The organism is Duganella sp. Dugasp78, assembly GCF_059491455.1.
Window position 1 is genome coordinate 3954409 of record NZ_CP168506.1, and the last position, 20129, is coordinate 3974537.

General features: G+C 62.5%; 20 protein-coding genes. 18 read left to right on the forward strand and 2 right to left on the reverse strand.

Annotated elements, in window-relative coordinates:
* Positions 1 to 49: 49 nt before the first annotated feature.
* Together ACEN9O_RS17500 and ACEN9O_RS17505 are read right to left on the reverse strand one after the other, a co-directional pair.
* Entirely contained in the window at positions 50 to 793 is a 744-nt protein-coding gene (locus ACEN9O_RS17500) for a hypothetical protein (RefSeq protein WP_495613128.1), read from the reverse strand.
* 92 nt (positions 794 to 885) lie between these two features.
* Positions 886 to 1566 (reverse strand): Bax inhibitor-1/YccA family protein, encoded by a 681-nt coding sequence (locus ACEN9O_RS17505; protein WP_495613129.1) that lies wholly within the window; start codon positions 1564 to 1566, stop codon positions 886 to 888.
* 271 nt (positions 1567 to 1837) lie between these two features.
* Here ACEN9O_RS17505 and ndk point away from each other — a divergent pair, with 271 nt between their 5' ends.
* The 18 genes from ndk to ACEN9O_RS17595 all read left to right on the forward strand — a co-directional run bounded on the left by ndk (position 1838) and on the right by ACEN9O_RS17595 (position 20081).
* Complete coding sequence (gene ndk / locus ACEN9O_RS17510) at positions 1838 to 2245, forward strand: nucleoside-diphosphate kinase (RefSeq protein WP_090314593.1); 408 nt, start codon at positions 1838 to 1840, stop codon at positions 2243 to 2245.
* Positions 2246 to 2318: 73 nt separating this feature from the next.
* Complete coding sequence (rlmN, locus tag ACEN9O_RS17515) at positions 2319 to 3503, forward strand: dual-specificity RNA methyltransferase RlmN (protein WP_495613130.1); 1185 nt, start codon at positions 2319 to 2321, stop codon at positions 3501 to 3503.
* A complete protein-coding gene (pilW, locus tag ACEN9O_RS17520; RefSeq protein ID WP_495613131.1) occupies positions 3503 to 4324 on the forward strand; it encodes a type IV pilus biogenesis/stability protein PilW in 822 nt (273 codons plus the stop codon). Before rlmN ends, pilW begins: the two co-directional genes overlap by 1 nt.
* A 13-nt stretch (positions 4325 to 4337) precedes the next feature.
* Positions 4338 to 5342, forward strand: coding sequence for a helix-turn-helix domain-containing protein (locus ACEN9O_RS17525; protein WP_495613132.1), 1005 nt, complete (start codon positions 4338 to 4340; stop codon positions 5340 to 5342).
* Positions 5343 to 5362: 20 nt separating this feature from the next.
* Positions 5363 to 6634, forward strand: a complete 1272-nt coding sequence (ispG, locus tag ACEN9O_RS17530; RefSeq protein WP_495613133.1) for a flavodoxin-dependent (E)-4-hydroxy-3-methylbut-2-enyl-diphosphate synthase — start codon at positions 5363 to 5365, stop codon at positions 6632 to 6634.
* Positions 6635 to 6702: 68 nt separating this feature from the next.
* Positions 6703 to 8055, forward strand: coding sequence for a histidine--tRNA ligase (hisS, locus tag ACEN9O_RS17535; RefSeq protein ID WP_495613134.1), 1353 nt, complete (start codon positions 6703 to 6705; stop codon positions 8053 to 8055).
* 42 nt (positions 8056 to 8097) lie between these two features.
* Positions 8098 to 8751, forward strand: coding sequence for a YfgM family protein (locus ACEN9O_RS17540; protein ID WP_495613135.1), 654 nt, complete (start codon positions 8098 to 8100; stop codon positions 8749 to 8751).
* Positions 8752 to 8857: 106 nt separating this feature from the next.
* Entirely contained in the window at positions 8858 to 9994 is a 1137-nt protein-coding gene (bamB, locus tag ACEN9O_RS17545) for an outer membrane protein assembly factor BamB (protein ID WP_495613136.1), read from the forward strand.
* Between the two features lie 4 nt (positions 9995 to 9998).
* On the forward strand, positions 9999 to 11345 hold the full coding sequence (der, locus tag ACEN9O_RS17550) for a ribosome biogenesis GTPase Der (protein ID WP_161088237.1): 1347 nt from the start codon (positions 9999 to 10001) through the stop codon (positions 11343 to 11345).
* Positions 11346 to 11564: 219 nt separating this feature from the next.
* Positions 11565 to 11801 carry an RNA chaperone Hfq gene (gene hfq, locus ACEN9O_RS17555; RefSeq protein WP_117013357.1) on the forward strand — a complete coding sequence of 79 codons (237 nt, stop codon included), beginning with the start codon at positions 11565 to 11567 and terminating at the stop codon, positions 11799 to 11801.
* A 48-nt stretch (positions 11802 to 11849) separates the two neighbouring features.
* Entirely contained in the window at positions 11850 to 13022 is a 1173-nt protein-coding gene (gene hflX / locus ACEN9O_RS17560) for a GTPase HflX (RefSeq protein WP_495613137.1), read from the forward strand.
* A 17-nt stretch (positions 13023 to 13039) separates the two neighbouring features.
* A complete protein-coding gene (gene hflK / locus ACEN9O_RS17565; protein WP_495613138.1) occupies positions 13040 to 14332 on the forward strand; it encodes an FtsH protease activity modulator HflK in 1293 nt (430 codons plus the stop codon).
* Positions 14332 to 15243: a protease modulator HflC gene (gene hflC / locus ACEN9O_RS17570; protein ID WP_495613139.1), complete on the forward strand. Its 912-nt coding sequence runs from the start codon at positions 14332 to 14334 to the stop codon at positions 15241 to 15243. Before hflK ends, hflC begins: the two co-directional genes overlap by 1 nt.
* A gap of 187 nt (positions 15244 to 15430) precedes the next feature.
* Positions 15431 to 16591: an ATP phosphoribosyltransferase regulatory subunit gene (locus tag ACEN9O_RS17575; protein WP_495613140.1), complete on the forward strand. Its 1161-nt coding sequence runs from the start codon at positions 15431 to 15433 to the stop codon at positions 16589 to 16591.
* Between the two features lie 4 nt (positions 16592 to 16595).
* The gene (locus tag ACEN9O_RS17580) at positions 16596 to 17906 is read left to right on the forward strand and encodes an adenylosuccinate synthase (RefSeq protein WP_495613141.1); all 1311 of its coding nucleotides are present in this window, start codon (positions 16596 to 16598) and stop codon (positions 17904 to 17906) included.
* 18 nt (positions 17907 to 17924) lie between these two features.
* Positions 17925 to 18470, forward strand: coding sequence for a phosphoribosyltransferase (locus ACEN9O_RS17585; protein WP_495613142.1), 546 nt, complete (start codon positions 17925 to 17927; stop codon positions 18468 to 18470).
* A gap of 243 nt (positions 18471 to 18713) precedes the next feature.
* The gene (locus ACEN9O_RS17590) at positions 18714 to 19376 is read left to right on the forward strand and encodes a choice-of-anchor E domain-containing protein (RefSeq protein WP_495613143.1); all 663 of its coding nucleotides are present in this window, start codon (positions 18714 to 18716) and stop codon (positions 19374 to 19376) included.
* A 36-nt stretch (positions 19377 to 19412) separates the two neighbouring features.
* Positions 19413 to 20081, forward strand: coding sequence for a choice-of-anchor E domain-containing protein (locus ACEN9O_RS17595; RefSeq protein WP_495613144.1), 669 nt, complete (start codon positions 19413 to 19415; stop codon positions 20079 to 20081).
* Positions 20082 to 20129: the final 48 nt, after the last annotated feature.

Sequence of the window (20129 nt, forward strand, 5' to 3'; positions counted from 1 at the left end):
CACTACGGCAGAGGCCGTGTCCGAATGTCAGACTTGACCCCCATGAAACTCAAGGTGCTGGATTTGGCGGCGGGCAGGAAAAGCCGGCGGCCGCCAGCGGCAAATCCTTGAAGCCCTGCTGCAAGCGCGCGACGGGGATCGCGTAACGCGGGCGCACGCTGTCCGCGGTGACGCGGTAGAAGGCTGCATATTTTTCCGCCCAACGGCTGTTGTATTCCTCTCGCGTGATCGACAGGTCGGCGGCGAATTGGTCATAGTCGATTTCCTGCATCAGCGAAGCGGCCCAGCAAGGCAGCCAATGAATCGGGCCTCTTTGAACGACCAGGTGATATTGCCCGTCCTTGCTTTGGGCGACAGGCCAAAACTTATAGCGTATCATTTCCAACGCCGTGCCATTCGAATGGAGCAGCATCAGCTTGGGCGGCTCGGCGGGGCCGGCTTTCATCGCGCCCCAATGGCTGCCGGTCACCGCGTAAAACTCGTCGCCGATTTCCGCTCCGGCCACATGCTGCAGCACGCGCGCCTTGAACCAGCTTGGCGGCGGGTTCAAGCACATCACCACGGTGGTGGTGCCATCGGGGTTGGCCTTCGGTTTGGGGCAATCGTAACCCTTCAGGTAATCGGTGGCGGCCAATTCCGCCACGACCAGGGCCAAGCTGCCCGCACCTTCATCAAACTGGGCGTAGGTGGTTGGCACTTCCTGCGCGAACGGCGATGCCGCCCGCGCCGCTTGCCACGGCCCAGCCGCGAGGACCAAGGCCATCAGTATCAATTGTGTGAAGGTGCGATGCATATGGATTCTCTTGGCTGAAATAAAAATGCCGTTCAGGTCTGACTGAACGGCATTGCGGCACTGGGCCGGTTTTCTTGAGATGCGGATATCGCTTAGTCGCGGTTGCCGCCGAAGATGCCCAGCAGCGACAGCAGGTTGACGAAGATGTTGTACACGTCCAGGTAGATGTTCAGCGTGGCGCGGATGTAGTTGGTCTCGCCGCCGTTGATGATCTGCTGCACGTCATACAGGATGTAGGCCGAGAAGATCGCGATCGCTACCACCGAGATCACGATCGCCAGCGCCGGGATGCCCAGGAAGATGTTGGCGATCGATGCCAGCAGGATCACCACCAGGCCCGCGAACAGCCAGTTGGCCATGCCCGAGAAGTCGCGCTTCGATACGGTGGCGATGCTCGCCAGTACCGCGAACACCGACGCCGTGCCGCCGAACGCGGTCATGATCAGGAAGCCACCGTTGGAGTAGCCCAGGATGCGCGACAGCAGCGGCGTCAGCATCAGCCCCATGAAGAAGGTGAAGCCCAGCAGCAGGGCCACGCCCACGCCGGAATCCTTGTTCTTTTCGATGCCCCAGATGAAGCCGAAGGCGACCGCCAGGAACAGCAGTGCCATCAGCCCGCCACCCAGCGGCAGGTGCAGCGAGACGCCCAGCGCCGCGCCAAAAATGGTCGGCACCATCGACAGCGCCAGCAGCCAGTAGGTGTTGCGCAGCACGGCGTGCTGCACCGAACGGCGGCTTCCCGCCAGATCGTAGGTGTTTTGCATATTGTTCATAAGGGAACCTCCTTCATAGTGATTCAAATACCGCTTGCCAAAAGCATAGCACGCCGGGGTAAAAATGCGCAAAATAGCCCCTGAAACCCGCTTAAAGATGACTTAATCTGGCTATAGTCCTAATATTTGCCCGTTAAACCGGCGAATATGGCCGCTCTTGCAAGCTTATCTACGTCCGATTCTCGGTAGATGGGGTGTTCTATGGTAAAATCAAAGGTTGATTGAGTTATCAATTTTGTTTTAAACCTTTCTTTTTATTGGAGTTTTTTAAATGGCAATCGAACGCACCCTGTCGATCATCAAACCAGACGCAGTTGCAAAAAACGTAATCGGCCAAATCTACAGCCGTTTCGAAGGCGCTGGCCTGAAGATCGTTGCTGCTCAAATGAAGCAACTGTCGCGTGAAGAAGCCGAAGGCTTCTACGCTGCGCACAAAGAGCGCGGCTTCTTCAAGGATCTGGTGGACTTCATGGTTTCCGGTCCAGTCATGATCCAGGCACTGGAAGGCGAAAACGCCGTCCTGAAAAACCGCGAACTGATGGGCGCTACCGATCCTAAGAAGGCAGAAAAAGGCACCATCCGCGCCGACTTCGCCGATTCGATCGACGCCAACGCTGTTCACGGTTCCGACGCTGTCGAAGCTGCCGCAGTTGAAATCGCTTACTTCTTCGGTAAGTAATTTTCAGTAAGATCCGTTTCCGCGCCGCGGCGCGGAAACGGAAAAAATAATTAGTACTGTTTTGAGCCTTGAAATGAGCACGACCGAGAACGCACCTCTGACCAACTTGCTGGACTTCGATCCCGCGCAACTTATCGCATATTGCGCCGAGTTGGGAGAGAAGCCGTTCCGCGCCAAGCAACTGCAACGCTGGATCCACCAATTCGGCGCGTCGGATTTCGATAGCATGACCGACTTGGCCAAGTCGCTGCGCGACAAACTGAAAACCCGCGCCCACGTCACGGCGCCGGCCATCATCAGCGACCACACGTCCACCGACGGCACCCGCAAATGGCTGGTCGACGTCGGCAACGGCAACGCGGTCGAAACCGTGTTCATCCCGGAAGAGAACCGCGGCACGCTGTGCATCTCGACCCAGGCCGGCTGCGCCGTCAACTGCCGCTTCTGCTCGACCGGCAAGCAAGGCTTCTCGCGCAACCTGAGCGTGGGCGAAATCATCGGCCAGCTATGGATGGCGGAGTTCGAACTGCGCCGCACCAAAGGCATCGAGCCCGGTCCCAAGGGCGAGCGCCAGATCACCAACGTGGTCATGATGGGCATGGGCGAGCCGCTGCTGAACTTCGAGCCGACCGCCACCGCCCTCAAGCTGATGCTGGACGATAACGCCTACGGCCTGTCGCGCCGCCGCGTCACGCTGTCCACCTCCGGCGTGGTGCCGATGATGGACAAGCTGTCGCAGGAAGTGCCGGTGGCGCTGGCCGTCTCGCTGCACGCGTCCAACGACAAGCTGCGCGACAGCCTGATTCCGCTGAACAAAAAATACCCGCTCAAAGAGCTGATGGCCGCCTGCAAGCGCTACCTGGAATTTGCGCCGCGCGACTTCATCACCTTCGAGTACTGCATGCTCGACGGCGTCAACGACTCCGACGAGAACGCCCGCGAACTCCTGGCCCTGGTGCAGGACCGCGAGTTCGGCGTCAACTGCAAATTCAACCTGATTCCCTTTAATCCGTTCCCGGAATCGGGCCTGCTGCGCTCCAAGAACCCGCGCATCAAGGCCTTCGCCCAGATCCTGGTCGACGGCGGCATCGTCACCACCATCCGCAAGACGCGCGGCGACGACATCGACGCCGCCTGCGGCCAGCTGGCCGGCGAAGTCCAGGACCGCACCAAGGTCGCCCAGCGCATGGAGAAGATGGCCGAGTACCAGCAGAAGTTCGGCGCTGACTTCGGCAAGATCGTGGAGATCCGTTCCTGATGACCTTCCTGGCGCAGCGTAGCCGGCTTACACTCGCCGCCCTGTGCGTGGCGGGGGCGTTGGCCGGCTGCGCGTCGTCGGGACCTGAGCGCGGCAAGAGCGGCCAGGCCGAGCTGACCACGGTGTCGGACCAAACCGCCGCCCAGCGCAAGGTGGAGATCCGCATGCAGCTGGCGGTCGGCTACTTCGAGCAGGCGCAGTACACCTTCGCGCTCGACGAGGTCAAGCTGGCGCTGGTGGCCGATCCGAACTACGCCGACGGCTACGGCATGCGCGGCCTGATTTACCAGGCGATGGGCGAGAACGGCCTGGCCGAGGATAACTTCGTCCGCGCCCGCAAGCTGGCGCCGGCGAATCCGGAGTTGGCCAACAATTACGGCTCCTTCCTGTGCCAGGCCGGCCGCGTGGCCGAGGCGCTGCCGCTGTTCGACGCGGCGCTGGCCAACCGTGCCTACCGTTCGCCGGCCAACGCCGCGAACAACGCCGGCTCGTGCGCATTGAAGATCAAGGATTACGCCAGCGCGGAGCGTTATCTGCTGCAAGCCTTGCAGTTGACGCCCGACCTGCCGGCCACCAACGCCAATCTGGCGCGGGTTTATTTTGAAAAGCGCGATTATGTGCGCGCCAATTTCTTCATTACCCGTCTGAACAAGGTGGCAAAGATGGAGAGCCTGACGGCCGATGTGCTGTGGCTCGGGATTAAGGTGCAGCATAAAGTGGGCGATACGGGAGCGGAAACCAGCTGGGCGACGCAATTGCGCCGCCACCACCCCGGCTCGACCGAGTATGCTGCTTATCAACGTGGGGCGTTTGATGAGTGAGACAGGGATACCAATGAATTCAGAGTGGGCAGAACCGCCAAAGGACCAGGGCAGCAGCCTGGCCACGCCCGGAGCACAACTGGCAGCCCAGCGCGAAGCGATGGGGCTGACGGTCGAACAGATCGCCGATCAACTGAAGCTGGCGCCGCGCCAGGTCAAGGCGCTGGAAGCGGGCGACTACGCCGCGCTGCCTAACATGGCCGTGGTGCGCGGCTTCGTGCGCGCGTACGCCAAGGTCGTGAAGATAGACGCTACGCCGCTGGTGGCGATGATCGAAGTCATCTCGCCGACCAGTCATGAAGCGGCGCCGCCGCGCAAGGAAATCGCCGCCACTTTCACCGAGTCGCGCTTCCCCTCGATGACGGGCCGTTCGCCCGGTCCGGCCGCGTGGCTGGTGGGGGTTGCGGTCGTGGTGGTGGTGGGCGCAGCGGGCGCCTACGCCTACCAGGCCGGCTTGATTCCGGCCTCGCTGTTCCAGCGTTCGGACAAGGATGCCGCGGCCAGCGCCAGCGCTGCGGTTGAAGCGCCGAAGCCGGCCGACGCGGCGCTCGCGCCGATCGAGACGACGCTGGCCAAGCCGGGCCAGGAAACCGCGCCGTTGCAGTCGCCTAGCGTGCCGCTGATTTCGGTGCCGCCACCGGGCGGCGCGACCGACACGGCGCCAGCACCGGCGGTGACCACTCAGCCAGCCGCGCCGGCAGCGACCACGCCAGCAGCGCCGGCGCCGGCCGCGCCGGTTGCGCAGGTGGCGCCGCCAGCGGCCGCGCCGGCCACGGCCAGCGGCAACCAGCTGGTGCTGAAGGTGACGCAGGATTCGTGGGTGGAAATCCGCCGCCCGGGCACGACGCCGCTGATTTCGCGGCTGGTGAAAGCCGGCAGCACCGAGACCTTTGACATCAAGGATCCGGCGCTGCTGATCGTCGGCAAACCGGGCGGCGTGGAAGCCACGCTGGGCGGCGCGCCGCTGGCCTTGCCGCCGGTCGCCGGCGGTACGATTTCGCGCGTGAACATCAAATAATCAGTACGAGTACAACGATCATGTCTTCAACGCAAACAGCTATTCCTTCGGGACCATCTAATCGCCGCGCCAGCCGCAGCGTGCTGGTCTCGCACGGCCAGCGCAAGATCTGGGTGGGCGGCGACGCCCCCGTGGTGGTGCAGTCGATGACCAACACCGACACCGCCAACGTGATCGAGACCGCTATCCAGATCAAGGAACTGGCGCGCGCCGGTTCGGAGCTGGTGCGCCTGACGGTGGACCGTCCTGAAGCTGCCGCAGCAGTGCCCTACATCCGCGAACAGCTGGACAAGATGGAGATCGACGTGCCGCTGGTCGGCGATTTCCACTATAACGGCCACACGCTGCTCAACGACTATCCGGAATGCGCCAGGGCGCTGTCGAAGTACCGCATCAATCCGGGCAACGTCGGCAAGGGCGCCAAGCGCGACACGCAGTTTGCGCAGATGATCGAAGTGGCCGCGCGCTACGACAAGCCGGTGCGCATCGGCGTCAACTGGGGCAGCCTGGATCAGGCGCTGCTGGCCCGCATCATGGACGAAAACGCCGGCCGCGCCGAGCCATGGTCCGCGCAGGCGGTGATGTACGAGGCGCTGATCACCTCCGCCATCGAGAACGCCGTGCGCGCCGAGGAGCTGGGCCTGGGCCGCGACAAGATCATCCTGTCGTGCAAAGTCTCCGGCGTGCAGGACCTGATCGCCGTGTACCGCGAACTGGCCAAGCGCTGCGACTATCCGCTGCACCTGGGCCTGACCGAAGCGGGCATGGGCAGCAAGGGCATCGTCGCCTCGACGGCCGCGCTATCGGTGCTGCTGCAAGAGGGCATCGGCGACACCATCCGCATCTCGCTGACGCCGGAGCCGGGCGGTGACCGCACCAAGGAAGTCGTGGTCGGCCAGGAGATCCTGCAGACCATGGGCCTGCGCAAATTTACGCCGATGGTGATCGCGTGCCCGGGTTGTGGCCGCACCACCTCGACCACCTTCCAGGAACTGGCCGACAACATCCAGACCTATCTGCGCGACCAGATGCCGGAGTGGAAAAAGATCTATCCGGGCGTGGAGGCGATGAACGTGGCCGTGATGGGCTGCATCGTCAACGGCCCCGGCGAATCGAAGCACGCCAACATCGGCATCAGCCTGCCGGGCACCGGCGAATCGCCGGCCGCGCCGGTGTTTGTCGACGGCGCCAAGTTCGCTACGCTGCGCGGTGAGCGCATCGTTGAAGAGTTCCAGGAAATCGTACTGAATTACGTGAAAAAGAATTACAGTCAACCGGTCGTTCCCGCGTAGGCGGGAACCCATGCTGAGTATGGATTCCCGCTTTCGCGGGAACGACGCGGTAAATGAAGAGAATAGAAATGTCCGAAAACAAAAAAACTGAAAAAATTGTCGCCGTCAAAGGCATGAACGACATCCTGCCGACCGATTCGCATCTGTGGCAGCTGTTCGAGAACACCGCGCAGTCAGTGGTGCAAAGCTACGGCTTCCAGCAGATCCGCACGCCTATCGTGGAAAACACCGCGCTGTTCGCGCGCGCCATCGGCGCCGTGACCGACATCGTGGAAAAGGAAATGTACTCGTTCGAAGACTCGATGAACGGCGACAAGCTGACCCTGCGCCCTGAAGGCACAGCCGGTACGGTGCGCGCGGTGATCGAGCATAACCTGGTCTACGAAGGTCCGAAGCGCCTGTGGTACACCGGCCCGATGTTCCGCCACGAGCGTCCGCAGCGCGGCCGCTATCGCCAGTTCTACCAGTTCGGCTGCGAAGCCGTCGGCTTCAACGGCCCTGACGTCGACGCCGAAATGATCATGCTGTGCCGCCGCCTGTGGGATGACCTGGGCCTGGAAAACATCCGCCTCGAACTGAACTCGATCGGCGACGCCGAAGAGCGCGCGCGCCACCGCGTCGACCTGATCGCCTACCTGGAGAAGCACGAGGACATCCTCGACGCCGAGGCCAAGCGCCGCCTGCACAGCAACCCGCTGCGCATCCTGGACACCAAGAACCCTGCGATGCAGGAGATGGTCAACGCCGCGCCCAAGCTGCTGGACTACCTGGGCGAGGAATCGCTGGCGCACTTCAACGGCGTGCGCAAGATCCTCGACCACAACAACATCCCGTACGCGATCAACCCGCGCCTGGTGCGCGGCCTCGATTACTACAACCGCACCGTGTTCGAATGGGTGACGGACTCGCTGGGCTCGCAGGGCACCGTGTGCGCCGGCGGCCGTTACGATCCGCTGATCGCCTCCTTCGGCGGCAAGCCGACGCCCGCCGTCGGTTTCGCCATGGGCATCGAGCGCCTGCTGGAGCTGATGAAGGAAGCCGGCGAACCGGCCGCGCCCGATCAGTGCGACGTCTACCTGGTGCACCAGGGCGAGGCCGCGCAGCTGCAAGCCTTCGTGCTGGGCGAGCGCCTGCGCGACGCCGGCCTGGATGTGGTGATGCACGCCTCGACCGCCAACGGCCCTGGCAGCTTCAAGACCCAGATGAAAAAAGCCGATGGCAGCGGCGCCTCGTTCGCCGTCATCATCGGCGAGGACGAAGTGGCCAACCACACCGCCAGCGTCAAGGCGATGCGCGCGGAAGAGGGCGCGCAGCAGCAATCGACGGTGCCGTTCGACGACGTCGTCGATTTCGTGGTCGACCAGATCACCGACAGCGGCGACCATCACCACCACGTGCACGACGAGCATTGCAATCACTAAGCTGTACTTTCATAACCTCCTATAACTTGCAGACGAAACGACATGGCATACGATCTCGAAGAACAAGAACAAATTGCGACCCTCAAAGCCTGGTGGGACAAATACGGCAATCTGACCTCGTGGGTGCTGATCGCCGGCCTGGCCGCGTATTCGGGCTTCACCGGCTGGAACTACTACCAGCGCAACCAGGCCGCGCAAGCGTCGGCGCTGTATGATGAAGTGCAGCAGGCTGCCGACGCCAAGGACAACGCCAAGGTGCTGCGCGCCGCCGGCGACATGGAAAGCAAATTCGGCAACACCGCCTACGCCTCGATGAGCGCACTGGTGGCGGCCAAGACCAGCTTCGAAGCGAACGACCTGAAATCGGCCAAGGCCCAGCTGCAATGGGCGGCCGAGCATGGCGACGAAGAGTTCAAGGCCGTGGCCAAGGTACGCCTGGCCGGCCTGCTGCTGGACGAGAAAGCCTACGACGAAGCGCTGAAGGTGCTGGCTGGTGAAGTGGCGCCGCAGTTCGCCGGCGCCGTGGCCGACCGCAAGGGCGACATCCTGGTCGCGCAGAACAAGCTGGCCGAAGCCCGCGCCGCCTACCAGGCCGCGCTGGACGCCACCGACAAGAAGAACCCAGGCCGCCAGTTGATCCAGCTGAAGTTTGAAGCCATCGGCGGCTCGGTGCCAGCCGCCAAGGACGCCGCATAATCCAGCGTCGTTCCCGCGCAGGCGGGAATCCATGCTGAGCTTATTCAGCATGGGCCCCCGCTTTCGCGAGGGCGACGATGTACGTAACGATCAAGGTTGAAAATTTATGCGTATTACCGAAAAAGTTATTGCTGCAAGCCTGTTTGCGATGTTGGCCGGTTGTTCCTTGTTCTCGTCCAAAGATACCAAGAACCAGCCGGCGCCGCTGGTTGAACTGAAGGGCGGCACCACGCCCAAGACGGTCTGGAAATACTCGATGGGCAAGGCCGGCACCGCCGTCTTTACCCCGGCGCTGGCCGGCGACAGCCTGTACGTGGCCGACGCAGATGGCGCGCTGGCGCGCCTGAACGCGGCCACCGGCAAGGAACAATGGCGCGTCAAGACCGGCACCGACCTGACGGCCGGCGTCGGCACCGACGGCGAGGTGATCGTGGTCGGCGGCGTCAAGGGTGTTATCCTCGCGTACGACACCAACGGCAAGCAGCTGTGGAAAGGCCAGGCGTCGAGCGAAGTGCTGTCGTCGCCCGTGGTCGGCGGCGGCATGGTGATCGTGCGCAGCGTCGACAACCTGATCACCGCGTATGACGCCAAGACCGGCGCCAAGCGCTGGAACGTCACCCGCACCACGCCGGCCCTGACCCTGCGCAACGCGCCGGGCATGGTGGTCAATGGTCCCAACGTGTACGTCGCCCAGCCGGGCGGCAAGCTGCTGGCGCTGGTGCTGGCCACCGGTCTGCCGCGCTTTGAAGTGGTGGTCGGCGAACCGCGCGGCGCCACCGAGCTGGAACGCGTCACCGACATCGCCGGCACGCCGGTGATCCTGGAAAAGGATGTCTGCGCCGTGTCCTACCAGGGCCGCGTGGCCTGCTTCGACGCCATCACCGGCGCGCCGCACTGGAGCAAGCCCGCGTCGTCCGACGTCGGCGTGGCGGTGGACCAGCGTTTTGTATTCGTCTCCGACGACAAAGGTGAAGTTGCAGCCTACAGCCGTGAAAACGGCAGCAACGCCTGGAAGAACGACAAGCTGGCATACCGCCGCCTGTCGACGCCAGTCTCCTACGGCCGTGCAGTAGCCGTCGGCGACTACCAGGGTTATGTCCATCTCCTGTCACGGGAAGATGGCGCATTAATAGGTCGCGCCGCGACCGACGGCAGCCCGATACAATCGGACCCTGTCATCGCCGGCACGAATTTGATTTTCCAAACCCAATCAGGGACAGTGACCGCTCTCGCGGTCGAGTAATAAAATGAAGCCGGTAATCGCACTAGTGGGTCGACCCAATGTAGGGAAATCGACCTTGTTCAATCGTCTGACCCGCTCGCGCGACGCGCTGGTGGCGGACTTGCCTGGGTTGACGCGAGATCGTCACTATGGCGAGGGCCGTGTCGGCGAACGTCCCTTCCTCGTCATCGACACGGGCGGCTTCGAGCCGGTCGCCAAGGAAGGCATCATGCATCAGATGGCACTGCAGACCAAGCAGGCCGTGGCCGAAGCCGACATCGTCGTGTTCCTGGTCGACGGCCGCCAGGGCCTGACGCCGCATGACAAAACCATTACCGACTTCCTGCGTAAAAGCGGCCGTCCGGTCATGCTGGTCGTGAACAAGTCGGAAGGCATGCGCTACACCGCCGTCGTCGCCGACTTCTACGAGCTGGGACTGGGCGAGCCATACTCGATCTCATCGGCACACGGCGACGGCGTCGCCGACCTGGTGGAGGAGGCGCTGGACCTGGCCTTCGCCCAGCGTCCGGAAGATCCCGAGGAACTGGAAAAGACCGACCACGGCATCAAGATCGCGCTGGTCGGCCGCCCGAACGTCGGCAAGTCCACCCTGATCAACACCCTGGTGGGCGAGGAGCGCGTGATCGCCTTCGACATGCCGGGCACCACCCGCGACTCGATCGAGATTCCGTTCGAGCGCGAAGGCAAGCAGTACACGCTGATCGACACGGCCGGCATCCGCCGCCGCGGCAAGGTGTTCGAGGCGATCGAGAAATTCTCGGTGGTCAAGACGCTGCAATCGATCTCGGAAGCTAATGTCGTCGTGCTGATGCTCGACGCCCAGCAGGACATCTCCGAGCAGGACGCCCACATCGCCGGCTTCGTGCTGGAGACGGGCCGCGCGCTGGTCATCGCCGTCAACAAGTGGGACGGCCTGCGCAGCGACGAGCGCGACGAGATCAAGATCGACATCGACCGCAAGCTGGACTTCCTGTCCTTCGCCAAGATGCACTTCATCTCGGCGTTGAAGTCGCAGGGCATCGGCCCGCTGATGAAATCGGTGGACGCGGCCTACGCCGCCGCCATGTGCAACCTGTCGACGCCGAAGCTGACCCGCGCCCTGATCGAGGCCGTGGAGAAGCAGGAGCCGCGCCGCAAGGGTTCGATCCGTCCGAAGCTGCGTTATGCGCACCAGGGCGGCATGAATCCGCCGGTGATCGTGATCCACGGCAATGCCCTGGACGCGGTCGGCGAGCCGTACAAACGCTATCTGGAGAAGCATTTCCGCGATACCTTCCAGCTGGTGGGCACGCCGCTGCGCATCGAACTGCGCACTGGCAAAAACCCGTTCGCGAAGACGCAAGCTAAGTAACGTCATTCCCGCCTGCGCGGGAATGACGGGAAAATAAGCGGTTTTTTTGCAGGTGCGCCCTGCAAAAAAGGCAAAAACAGGTTACAGTGGCTTAGAAGCACCATTCCCGGCATGGCGAACGGTGTTTCAGCGAAAATTGTTTGACTTTCGCTGGGCCACGTACTTGAAATCAAGCGTTTCGCCTCCAATTCCAACACAACAACATAAAATGGAGCTGTTATGAGCAACAAAGGGCAACTGTTACAAGACCCATTCCTCAATGCCTTGCGCAAAGAGCATGTTCCTGTCTCGATCTACCTGGTCAACGGCATCAAGCTGCAGGGCCATATCGAATCGTTCGACCAGTACGTCGTACTGCTGCGTAACACTGTGACCCAGATGGTTTATAAGCACGCCATCTCCACCGTGGTGCCGGCACGCGCTGTCAACCTCAACATTGAATCCGACGCGGAATAAGCGCTTGCAACACCGCTTCTTTTCAACTCGCCCAGCCTTGACCGTCGTATGCGCGCAGCTCTAGTCGGTATCGATTTCGGTCAGGGCGACTTTGCTGCCAGCATCGAGGAACTGAACCTGCTGGCGCGCTCAGCAGGTGCGGACCCGGTGACGACGATCACGGCCAAGCGCTCCTCCCCGGACGCCGCCTACTTCGTCGGCAGCGGCAAGGCCGATGAAATCGGTCTGGCCGTGCTGGACCACCGCATCGAAATCGTCATCTTCAATCACGCCTTGTCGCCTGCCCAGCAGCGCAACCTGGAAAAGCGCCTGAACATCCGGGTGCTGGACCGCACCAGCCTGATCCTCGACATCTTCGCCCAGCGCGCCGCCTCCCACGAGGGCAAGCTGCAGGTGGAGCTGGCCCAGCTGCAGCATCTGGCCACGCGCCTGATACGCGGCTGGACTCACCTCGAGCGTCAAAAGGGCGGTATCGGTTTGCGCGGCCCTGGTGAGACACAGCTGGAGACCGACCGCCGGCTGATCGGCGAGCGGGTCAAGGCCCTGCGCGCGCGCCTGGACAAGCTGCGCAAGCAGCATGAAACCCAGCGCCGTTCGCGCGGCCGCAGCCAGACGTTCTCGGTGTCGCTGGTCGGCTATACCAATGCCGGCAAGTCGACGCTGTTCAACGCCGTCACCAAGGCCGGGGTGTATGTCGCAGATCAATTGTTCGCCACGCTGGACACCACTTCGCGCCGTGTGTACATGGGGCAGGAAGTGGGCAACGTGGTGATCTCGGACACGGTCGGTTTCGTGCGCGAGCTGCCGCACCAGCTGGTGGCGGCGTTCCGCGCCACGCTGGAGGAGACCATCCATGCCGACCTGCTGCTGCACGTCGTCGACGCCTCGTCGCCGGTGCGTATGGAGCAGATCGAGCAGGTCAACCTGGTGCTCAAGGAAATCGGCGCCGATCATATTCCGCAGATCCTGGTGTGGAACAAGATCGACGCAGCCGGGCTGGAGCCTTCGGTCGAGCGGGATGAATATGATAAGATTTCCCGCGTTTTCCTCAGCGCGCGCACCGGTCAAGGACTGGACCTTCTGCGCGGCGCCATCGTCGAATGGGCCAAGAGCGCGCCGGGTGCCCGGCTCAATCAGGCCTATGAGACTGGCGACGAATTGGCTGAACCAGTTGCGGAACCGGATAGCAGTCCCACCCTCACTCATGTCGGATCACACTAATGCGTGTCTCGTCACTTATGAAACGTCTCGGCCTGAAGCTGTCGCTGAACGATCCCCGCTGGGGCTCGGGCAAGCAGGACGGCAAGCCGCAAGCCAATGAAGGCAAGAAGCCCGGCGAAGGGCCGCCCGACATGGAGCAGCTGTGGCGCGATTTCAATCAGCGCCTGAACAGCTTCTTCGGTCAGAAGAATCGTCCCGACGGTAACGGCGGCGGCACTGGCGGCGGCGGTCGTCCCGACCTGGCCGGCATGCGCGCCACCGCCGGCGCGATTGGCGCTGTGATCGCGCTGATCTGGCTCGCCAGCGGTTCCTTCATCGTGCAGGAAGGCCAGGCCGGCGTGGTCTACACCTTCGGCAAGATCAGCCACGTGACCGGCTCCGGTTTCAACTGGCGCTGGCCGTATCCGTTCCAGAGCGACGAAACCGTCAAGGTCTCGCAGATGCGCATGGTGGAAATTGGCTATCGTAACAACATCAAGAACAAGCAGGCGCGCGAATCGCTGATGCTGACCGATGACGAAAATATCATCGACATCCAGTTCGCCGTGCAGTTCAAACTGAAGGACCCGGTGGCCTGGCTGGTGAACAACCGCGACGAGGAGGAAACCGTACGCCAGGTGGCCGAGACCTCGATCCGCGAAATCGTCGGCAAGAACAAGATGGACTTCGTGCTGTACGAGGGCCGCGACAAGGTCGCCCTCGAAACCCAGCAGCTGATGCAGCAGATCCTCGACCGCTACGCCTCCGGCGTGCTGATCTCGAACGTGACCCTGCAGGCGGTGCAGCCGCCGGAGCAGGTGCAGGTCGCCTTTGACGATGCAGTCAGGGCAGGGCAGGACCGCGAGCGCCAGAAGAACGAAGGCCAGGCTTACGCCAACGACGTGATCCCGCGCGCACGCGGCAGCGCCTCGCGCCTGCTGCAGGAGGCCGAGGGCTATCGCTCCATGATCACCGAGAACGCCACCGGCAATGCCGCGCGCTTCAAGCAGGTGCTGGCCGAGTACCAGAAGGCGCCGGGCGTCACGCGCGACCGCATGTACCTGGAAACCATGCAGCAGATCTTCTCCAGCACCAGCAAGGTGATGGTCGACGCCAAGTCCGGCAGCAATATGCTGTACCTGCCGCTGGATAAAATGATCGCCCAGGCCGCGGCCACCGACAGCGCCGCCGCTGCCGCCCGCGCCGCCGCGCAGGCTGCCGCCTCGCCGTCGTCGTCCGCCTTGCCGGCCGAAGTGATGCCGCAGGTGGAAGTCAGTCGCCAGCGCGATTCACGCGCCCGCGATGCCTTACGTGAACGGGAGGGTCGTTAATGAACCGCTTAGCCAGTACCCTCATTGCGGCCTTCGTCGCGTTCCTGCTGCTGTCGTGCACCATGTTCGTGGTCGACCAACGCAAGTACGCCATCGTGTTCGCGCTGGGCCAGATCAAGGAAGTCATCCGCGAGCCGGGCCTGCATTTCAAGCTGCCGCCGCCGTTCCAGAACGTGGTCTACCTCGATAACCGCATCATGACCATCGAGACCCCGGACGCCGAGCGCTTCATCACGGCCGAGAAGATGAACATCCTGGTCGACAGCTTCGTCAAGTGGCGCATCGGCCGCGCCGAGAACCAGCCCAAGCTGTACTACGTGACTTTCGGCGGCGACGAGAACCGCGCGCGCGACCGCATGTCGCAGATCGTCAAGGCGGCGTTGAACGAGGAAATCACCAAGCGCACCGTGGGCGAGGTGATCTCCGGCCAGCGCGGCAAGGTGATGGAGGCGATCCGCACCAAGGTGGTGGCGGAATCGGCCCAGATCGGCGTCGAGATCATCGACGTGCGCCTCAAGCGCGTCGAGTATGTCGAGCAGATCAACAACTCGGTGTACGAGCGCATGAAGGCCGAGCGTACCCGGGTGGCCAATGAGCTGCGTTCGACCGGCAGCGCCGAATCGGAGAAGATCCGCGCCGACGCCGACCGCCAGCACGCCGTGATCATCGCCGAAGCCTACCGCGACGCCGAGCAGATCCGCGGCGAGGGCGACGCCAAGGCCTCGGCGATCTATGCCGAAGCGTTCGGCAGGAACCCGGAGTTCTACAAGTTCTACCGCAGCCTGGAAGCCTACCGCGCCACGTTCAAGAACCGCAGCGACGTGATGGTGATGGACCCGAGCTCGGACTTCTTCAAGTACTTCAAGGGCTCCGGCGCCGCCGGCCCGGCCGCTGCTCCCGCCAAAAAATAAGTTGTATAGTCATTCCCGCGCAGGCGGGAATCCATAGTCAGTATGGGTTCCCGCTTTCGCGGGAATGACATCCGGCGTATCTTTTTCCCCTCCCGCAACGCATTTTCGCGTAAAATATCAGGTTCGGCCTTCCGCTTCGCGGGCCTCGGCGCGTGCGCCACATTGTTCATTTTTAAACTGCCTCCCCATGCCGAATTGGCTTTTGCCTGAGAATATCGCCGACGTTTTGCCGTCGGAAGCGCGCAAGATTGAAGAGCTGCGTCGACTGATGCTGGATAATTTCCGTCTGTACGGATATGAACTGGTCATGCCGCCGCTGCTGGAGTACCTGGAATCGCTGATGACCGGCGCCGGCCAGGACACCGATCTGCGCACCTTCAAACTGGTGGACCAGCTGTCGGGTCGCATGCTGGGCCTGCGGGCCGACATGACGATCCAGGTGGCGCGCATCGACGCCCACCTGCTGAACCGCGACTCCGTCACGCGCCTGTGCTACGCCGGCAGCGTGCTGCATACCCGTCCGTCGGGTCTGCACGCCACCCGCGAGCCGCTGCAGATCGGCGCCGAGATCTACGGCCACGCCGGCCTGGAAGCCGACGCCGAGATCCAGGAACTGGCGCTGGCCTCGCTGGCCCTGGCCGGCTTCACCGAAGTGCGGCTGGACCTGACGCACGTCGGCGTGCTGCGCGCCATCCTCGAAGGCGACGCCGCGGCCAAGAAGGATGAAGCCCGGCTGTACCTGGCGCTGCGCGCCAAGGACGTGCCGGACCTGCAGGCGCTGACCCAACATTATTCGCCGGTGGTGCGCGACGCGCTGCTGGCGCTGCCGAACCTGTACGGCGACGTCGAAGTGCTGAAGCGCGCGCGCGACGTGCTGCCGGACCTGCCTGGCATCAGCAAGGCACTGGCCGAACTGGCCGCGCTGGCGGCGTCGGCCATCGGCCGCGCCGAAGTGGCGATCGACCTGGCCGACCTGCGCGGCTACCAGTACGAAAGCGGCGCGATGTTCGCGCTGTACGTGCCGGGCCTGCCGAACGCGGTGGCGCGCGGCGGCCGTTACGATCACGTAGGCGAGGCCTTCGGCCGGGCGCGTCCCGCCACCGGCTTCTCGCTCGACCTGCGCGAACTGGCGCGCCTGCTGCCGACCGCGGAGCGCAAGCATTCGATCCGCGCGCCGTGGGGCAATGCGCCGGAATTGAAGGAAAAAATCGCCGAACTGCGCAAGTCCGGCGAAGTCGTGATCCAGAGTATGCCGGGTCACAGCAACGAGCTGGACGAGTTCGAGTGCGACCGCGCTCTGGTTCTCGACGATAATGGTAGCAACTGGATTCTTAAAACTTTAGGTTAGTGTGATGTCAAAGAAAAACGCAAAAAACGTCGTCGTCATCGGTACCCAGTGGGGCGATGAGGGTAAGGGCAAGATCGTCGATTGGTTGACCGACCATGCACAGGGTGTGGTCCGCTTCCAGGGCGGCCACAACGCCGGCCACACGCTGGTCATCGGCGGCGTCAAGACCGCGCTGCAGCTGATCCCGTCGGGCATCATGCGCCCGGGCGTGGCCTGCTACATCGGCAACGGTGTGGTGGTGTCGGTGCCGGACGTGCTGCGCGAGATCGACAAGCTGGAAAAGGTCGGCGTCGAAGTCGCGTCGCGCCTGAAGGTGTCGGACGCGGCGCCCGTGATCCTGCCTTACCACTCGGCGCTCGACCTGGCGCGTGAAGCCAAGCGTGGCGAAGCCAAGATCGGCACCACCGGCAAGGGCATCGGCCCGGCCTACGAAGACAAGGTCGCGCGCCGCGCGATCCGCGTCGCCGACCTGCTGAACGAAAGCCGTTTCGCCGAAAAGCTGGCCGAGAACCTGGACTACCACAACTTCGTGCTGGAAAACTATCTGAAGGCCCCGAAGGTCGACTACCAGAAGACCCTGGACGACGCGCTGGCCTACGTGCCGCGCCTGCGCCCGATGGTGACCGACGTCTCGAGCGCACTGTACGCCGCGCACAAGGCCGGCGCCAACCTGCTGTTCGAAGGCGCGCAGGGTTCGCTGCTGGACGTCGACCACGGCACCTATCCGTTCGTCACCTCGTCGAACTGCGTGGCCGGCAATGCCGCCGCCGGTGCCGGCGTCGGTCCGAACATGCTGCACTACATCATGGGCATCACCAAGGCCTACACCACCCGCGTCGGTTCCGGCCCGTTCCCTTCGGAACTGCCTACCGATGCCGGTGTCGGCCATCACCTGGCGCAAGTGGGCCACGAATTCGGCACCGTGACGGGCCGTGCCCGCCGCTGCGGCTGGTTCGACGCGGCGCTGCTGCGCCGTTCGGTGCAGATCAACGGCGTGACGGGCATGTGCCTGACCAAGCTGGACGTGCTGGACGGCCTGGAGTCGCTGAAGCTGTGCACCGGCTACACCATCGACGGCGTGGCCGTGGACATCTTCCCGTCCGGCGCTGAAGAAGCCGCCCGTTGCGTGCCGGTGTACGAGGAAATGCCGGGTTGGACCGAGAGCACCGTGGGCGCCAAGTCGCTGGCGGCGCTGCCGGCCACGGCCCGCGCTTACATCAAACGTATCGAAGAGTTGGTCGGCGTGCCGGTCGACATGGTATCGACCGGCCCGGATCGTGAGGAAACGATCGTGCTGCGTCATCCATTCGAGTAATCAAAGGATTTTGCAAATATGACGACCCCACAATCGAACGACAAGCACCTCTGGGTCACCTGGGATGAATACCACCGCCTGATCGAGCGCCTGGCGCTCAAGGTGCACGAGTCGGGCTGGAAGTTCGACCAGGTACTGTGCCTGGCGCGCGGCGGCGTGCGTCCTGGCGACGTGTTCTCGCGCATCTTCGACGTGCCGCTGGCGATCCTGTCGACCAGCTCCTACCGCGCCGACAAGGGCACGGTGCAGGGCGACCTCGACATCGCCAAGTACATGACGATGACCAAGGGCCCGCTGGCCGGCCGCATCCTGCTGGTCGACGACCTGGCCGATTCGGGCGTGACGCTGATGAAGGTGATGGACCATCTGAAGTCCAACTTCGACGGCGTGACGGAAGTGAAGACGGCGGTAATCTGGACCAAGGGCAGCTCGGCCTTCAAGCCGGACTACCAGATGGAAGAACTGCCGCACAACCCGTGGATTCACCAGCCGTTCGAGGACTACGACGGCCTGCGCCCGCACCAGCTGGCGGCCTGGATCAAGAAGGGCGAGAGCGGCAACTAAACGCGCATCCAGCGGCGTTTATTGCTCCACAGAAAAGCGGCCACTGGCCGCTTTTCTTATTTGTGCGTCATGGACAACGAATAAATACTTATTGGCAACTAATATTGCAAATACACTCTCTTAGATGTGTAAAAAGAAATGCAAATAGGATATTCTGTGTTAAGATTGCGTTAAGTAAGGAACTCAGCGATTGCCATGGGCTGTTCAGGACGGTCGCTCTTAGTACATTAATCGGGAAAAAATATGAATATGAAAAAGATTGCCTCTGCACTGTGCATCACTTTTGCCGCTGCTGTCCCTGCCTATGCAAAAACGCTGACCATCGACTTGGGAACTCTTCCGGCCTCCGGCGTCAACCTGACCTCGCTGCTGAGCATCCAGCAGTTTGACGGCGCTCTGGGTACGCTGACCGGCATCGAAATCGATTACTCCTCGCTGGTCACCACCAACGTCACGCTTACCGGTCTGAACAATGTTCAGAACAAGAGTGCCAATGTCGGCGCATCTGCGACGATCAGCCTGAAGCGTCCGGACACCAGTGTGCTGGGCACCTCGACCGCCCAGGTGATCAATGCCCCTTACACCGTGAACGGTAAGCAGGTCATCTCTGGTATCACCGGCTCGACCACCTTGTCGATCGCCGCGATCCTGGGCAACAGCGATTTCGCACTGTTCACCGGCAACGGCTTTGTGAACGCGCCTTTCTCGGCCAATGTCAGCATCACCGGCAGCGGCGCAAGCGGTGTTAAAGCTACCTATGATTCGAGCGCTACCCGCTTCGGCAAAGTCGTCTATACCTACACCGCCGCTCCAGTGCCAGAGCCAGAAACCTACGGCATGCTGCTGCTGGGCCTGGGCATGGTTGCCTTCGTTGCCAAGCGCAAATCGCGCGCAGCACAGGTTTAAGACGGCCCATCAAGATAAATATCGCGGAAAACTGACATGAAAAAATTTACCAAATTGATGCTGGCCTCGGCCGCCCTGAGCGCCTCCCTGGGTGCAAACGCAGCGGTGGTAACCGCCGACAGCAATATCATTAAAGACGTTGAGGTTAACGGCGGCGGCGTGCTGAAATTCGACCAGTTCGACGGCAGCCTGGGCACCCTGCAATCGGTGCGCATCGATCTGTACAGCAAGCTGTACGACGGTGAACTGAATATCGAAAACACTGGCTCGGCCGGCAACTTCACCGTTGGCGTAGCCGCTGACCTGACCCTGACCGTTGGCTCGGACACGCTGCTGACCCATGCTTCGAATTCGCAGTTCTTCAGCCTGGGTAATTACGACGGTAACACTGACTACGCCGGTGCGTCTGGTCGCCATGTGGCATTGTCCCCATGGGTCCAAAGCAATTTTGGGGTGTACTCGACCAACCTGAGCAGCTTCATCGGCACCGGTAAATACAGCGGCGCGGTTCTGGGCGCTTCGACCCAATCGCTGGTCGGCGACAACGGCAATGCCGACTATTACACGATGGTGACGATGGATGGCTACGCTAAAGTGACCTACACCTACGAAACCGCGCCAGTACCAGAACCAGAAACCTACGCCATGCTGCTGGCTGGCCTGGGCCTGATGGGTGTGGTAGCACGCCGCCGCAAATCGGCTTAAGCTGAATCTGGTGGTACACTGCAAACGGGAGCTTCGGCTCCCGTTTTT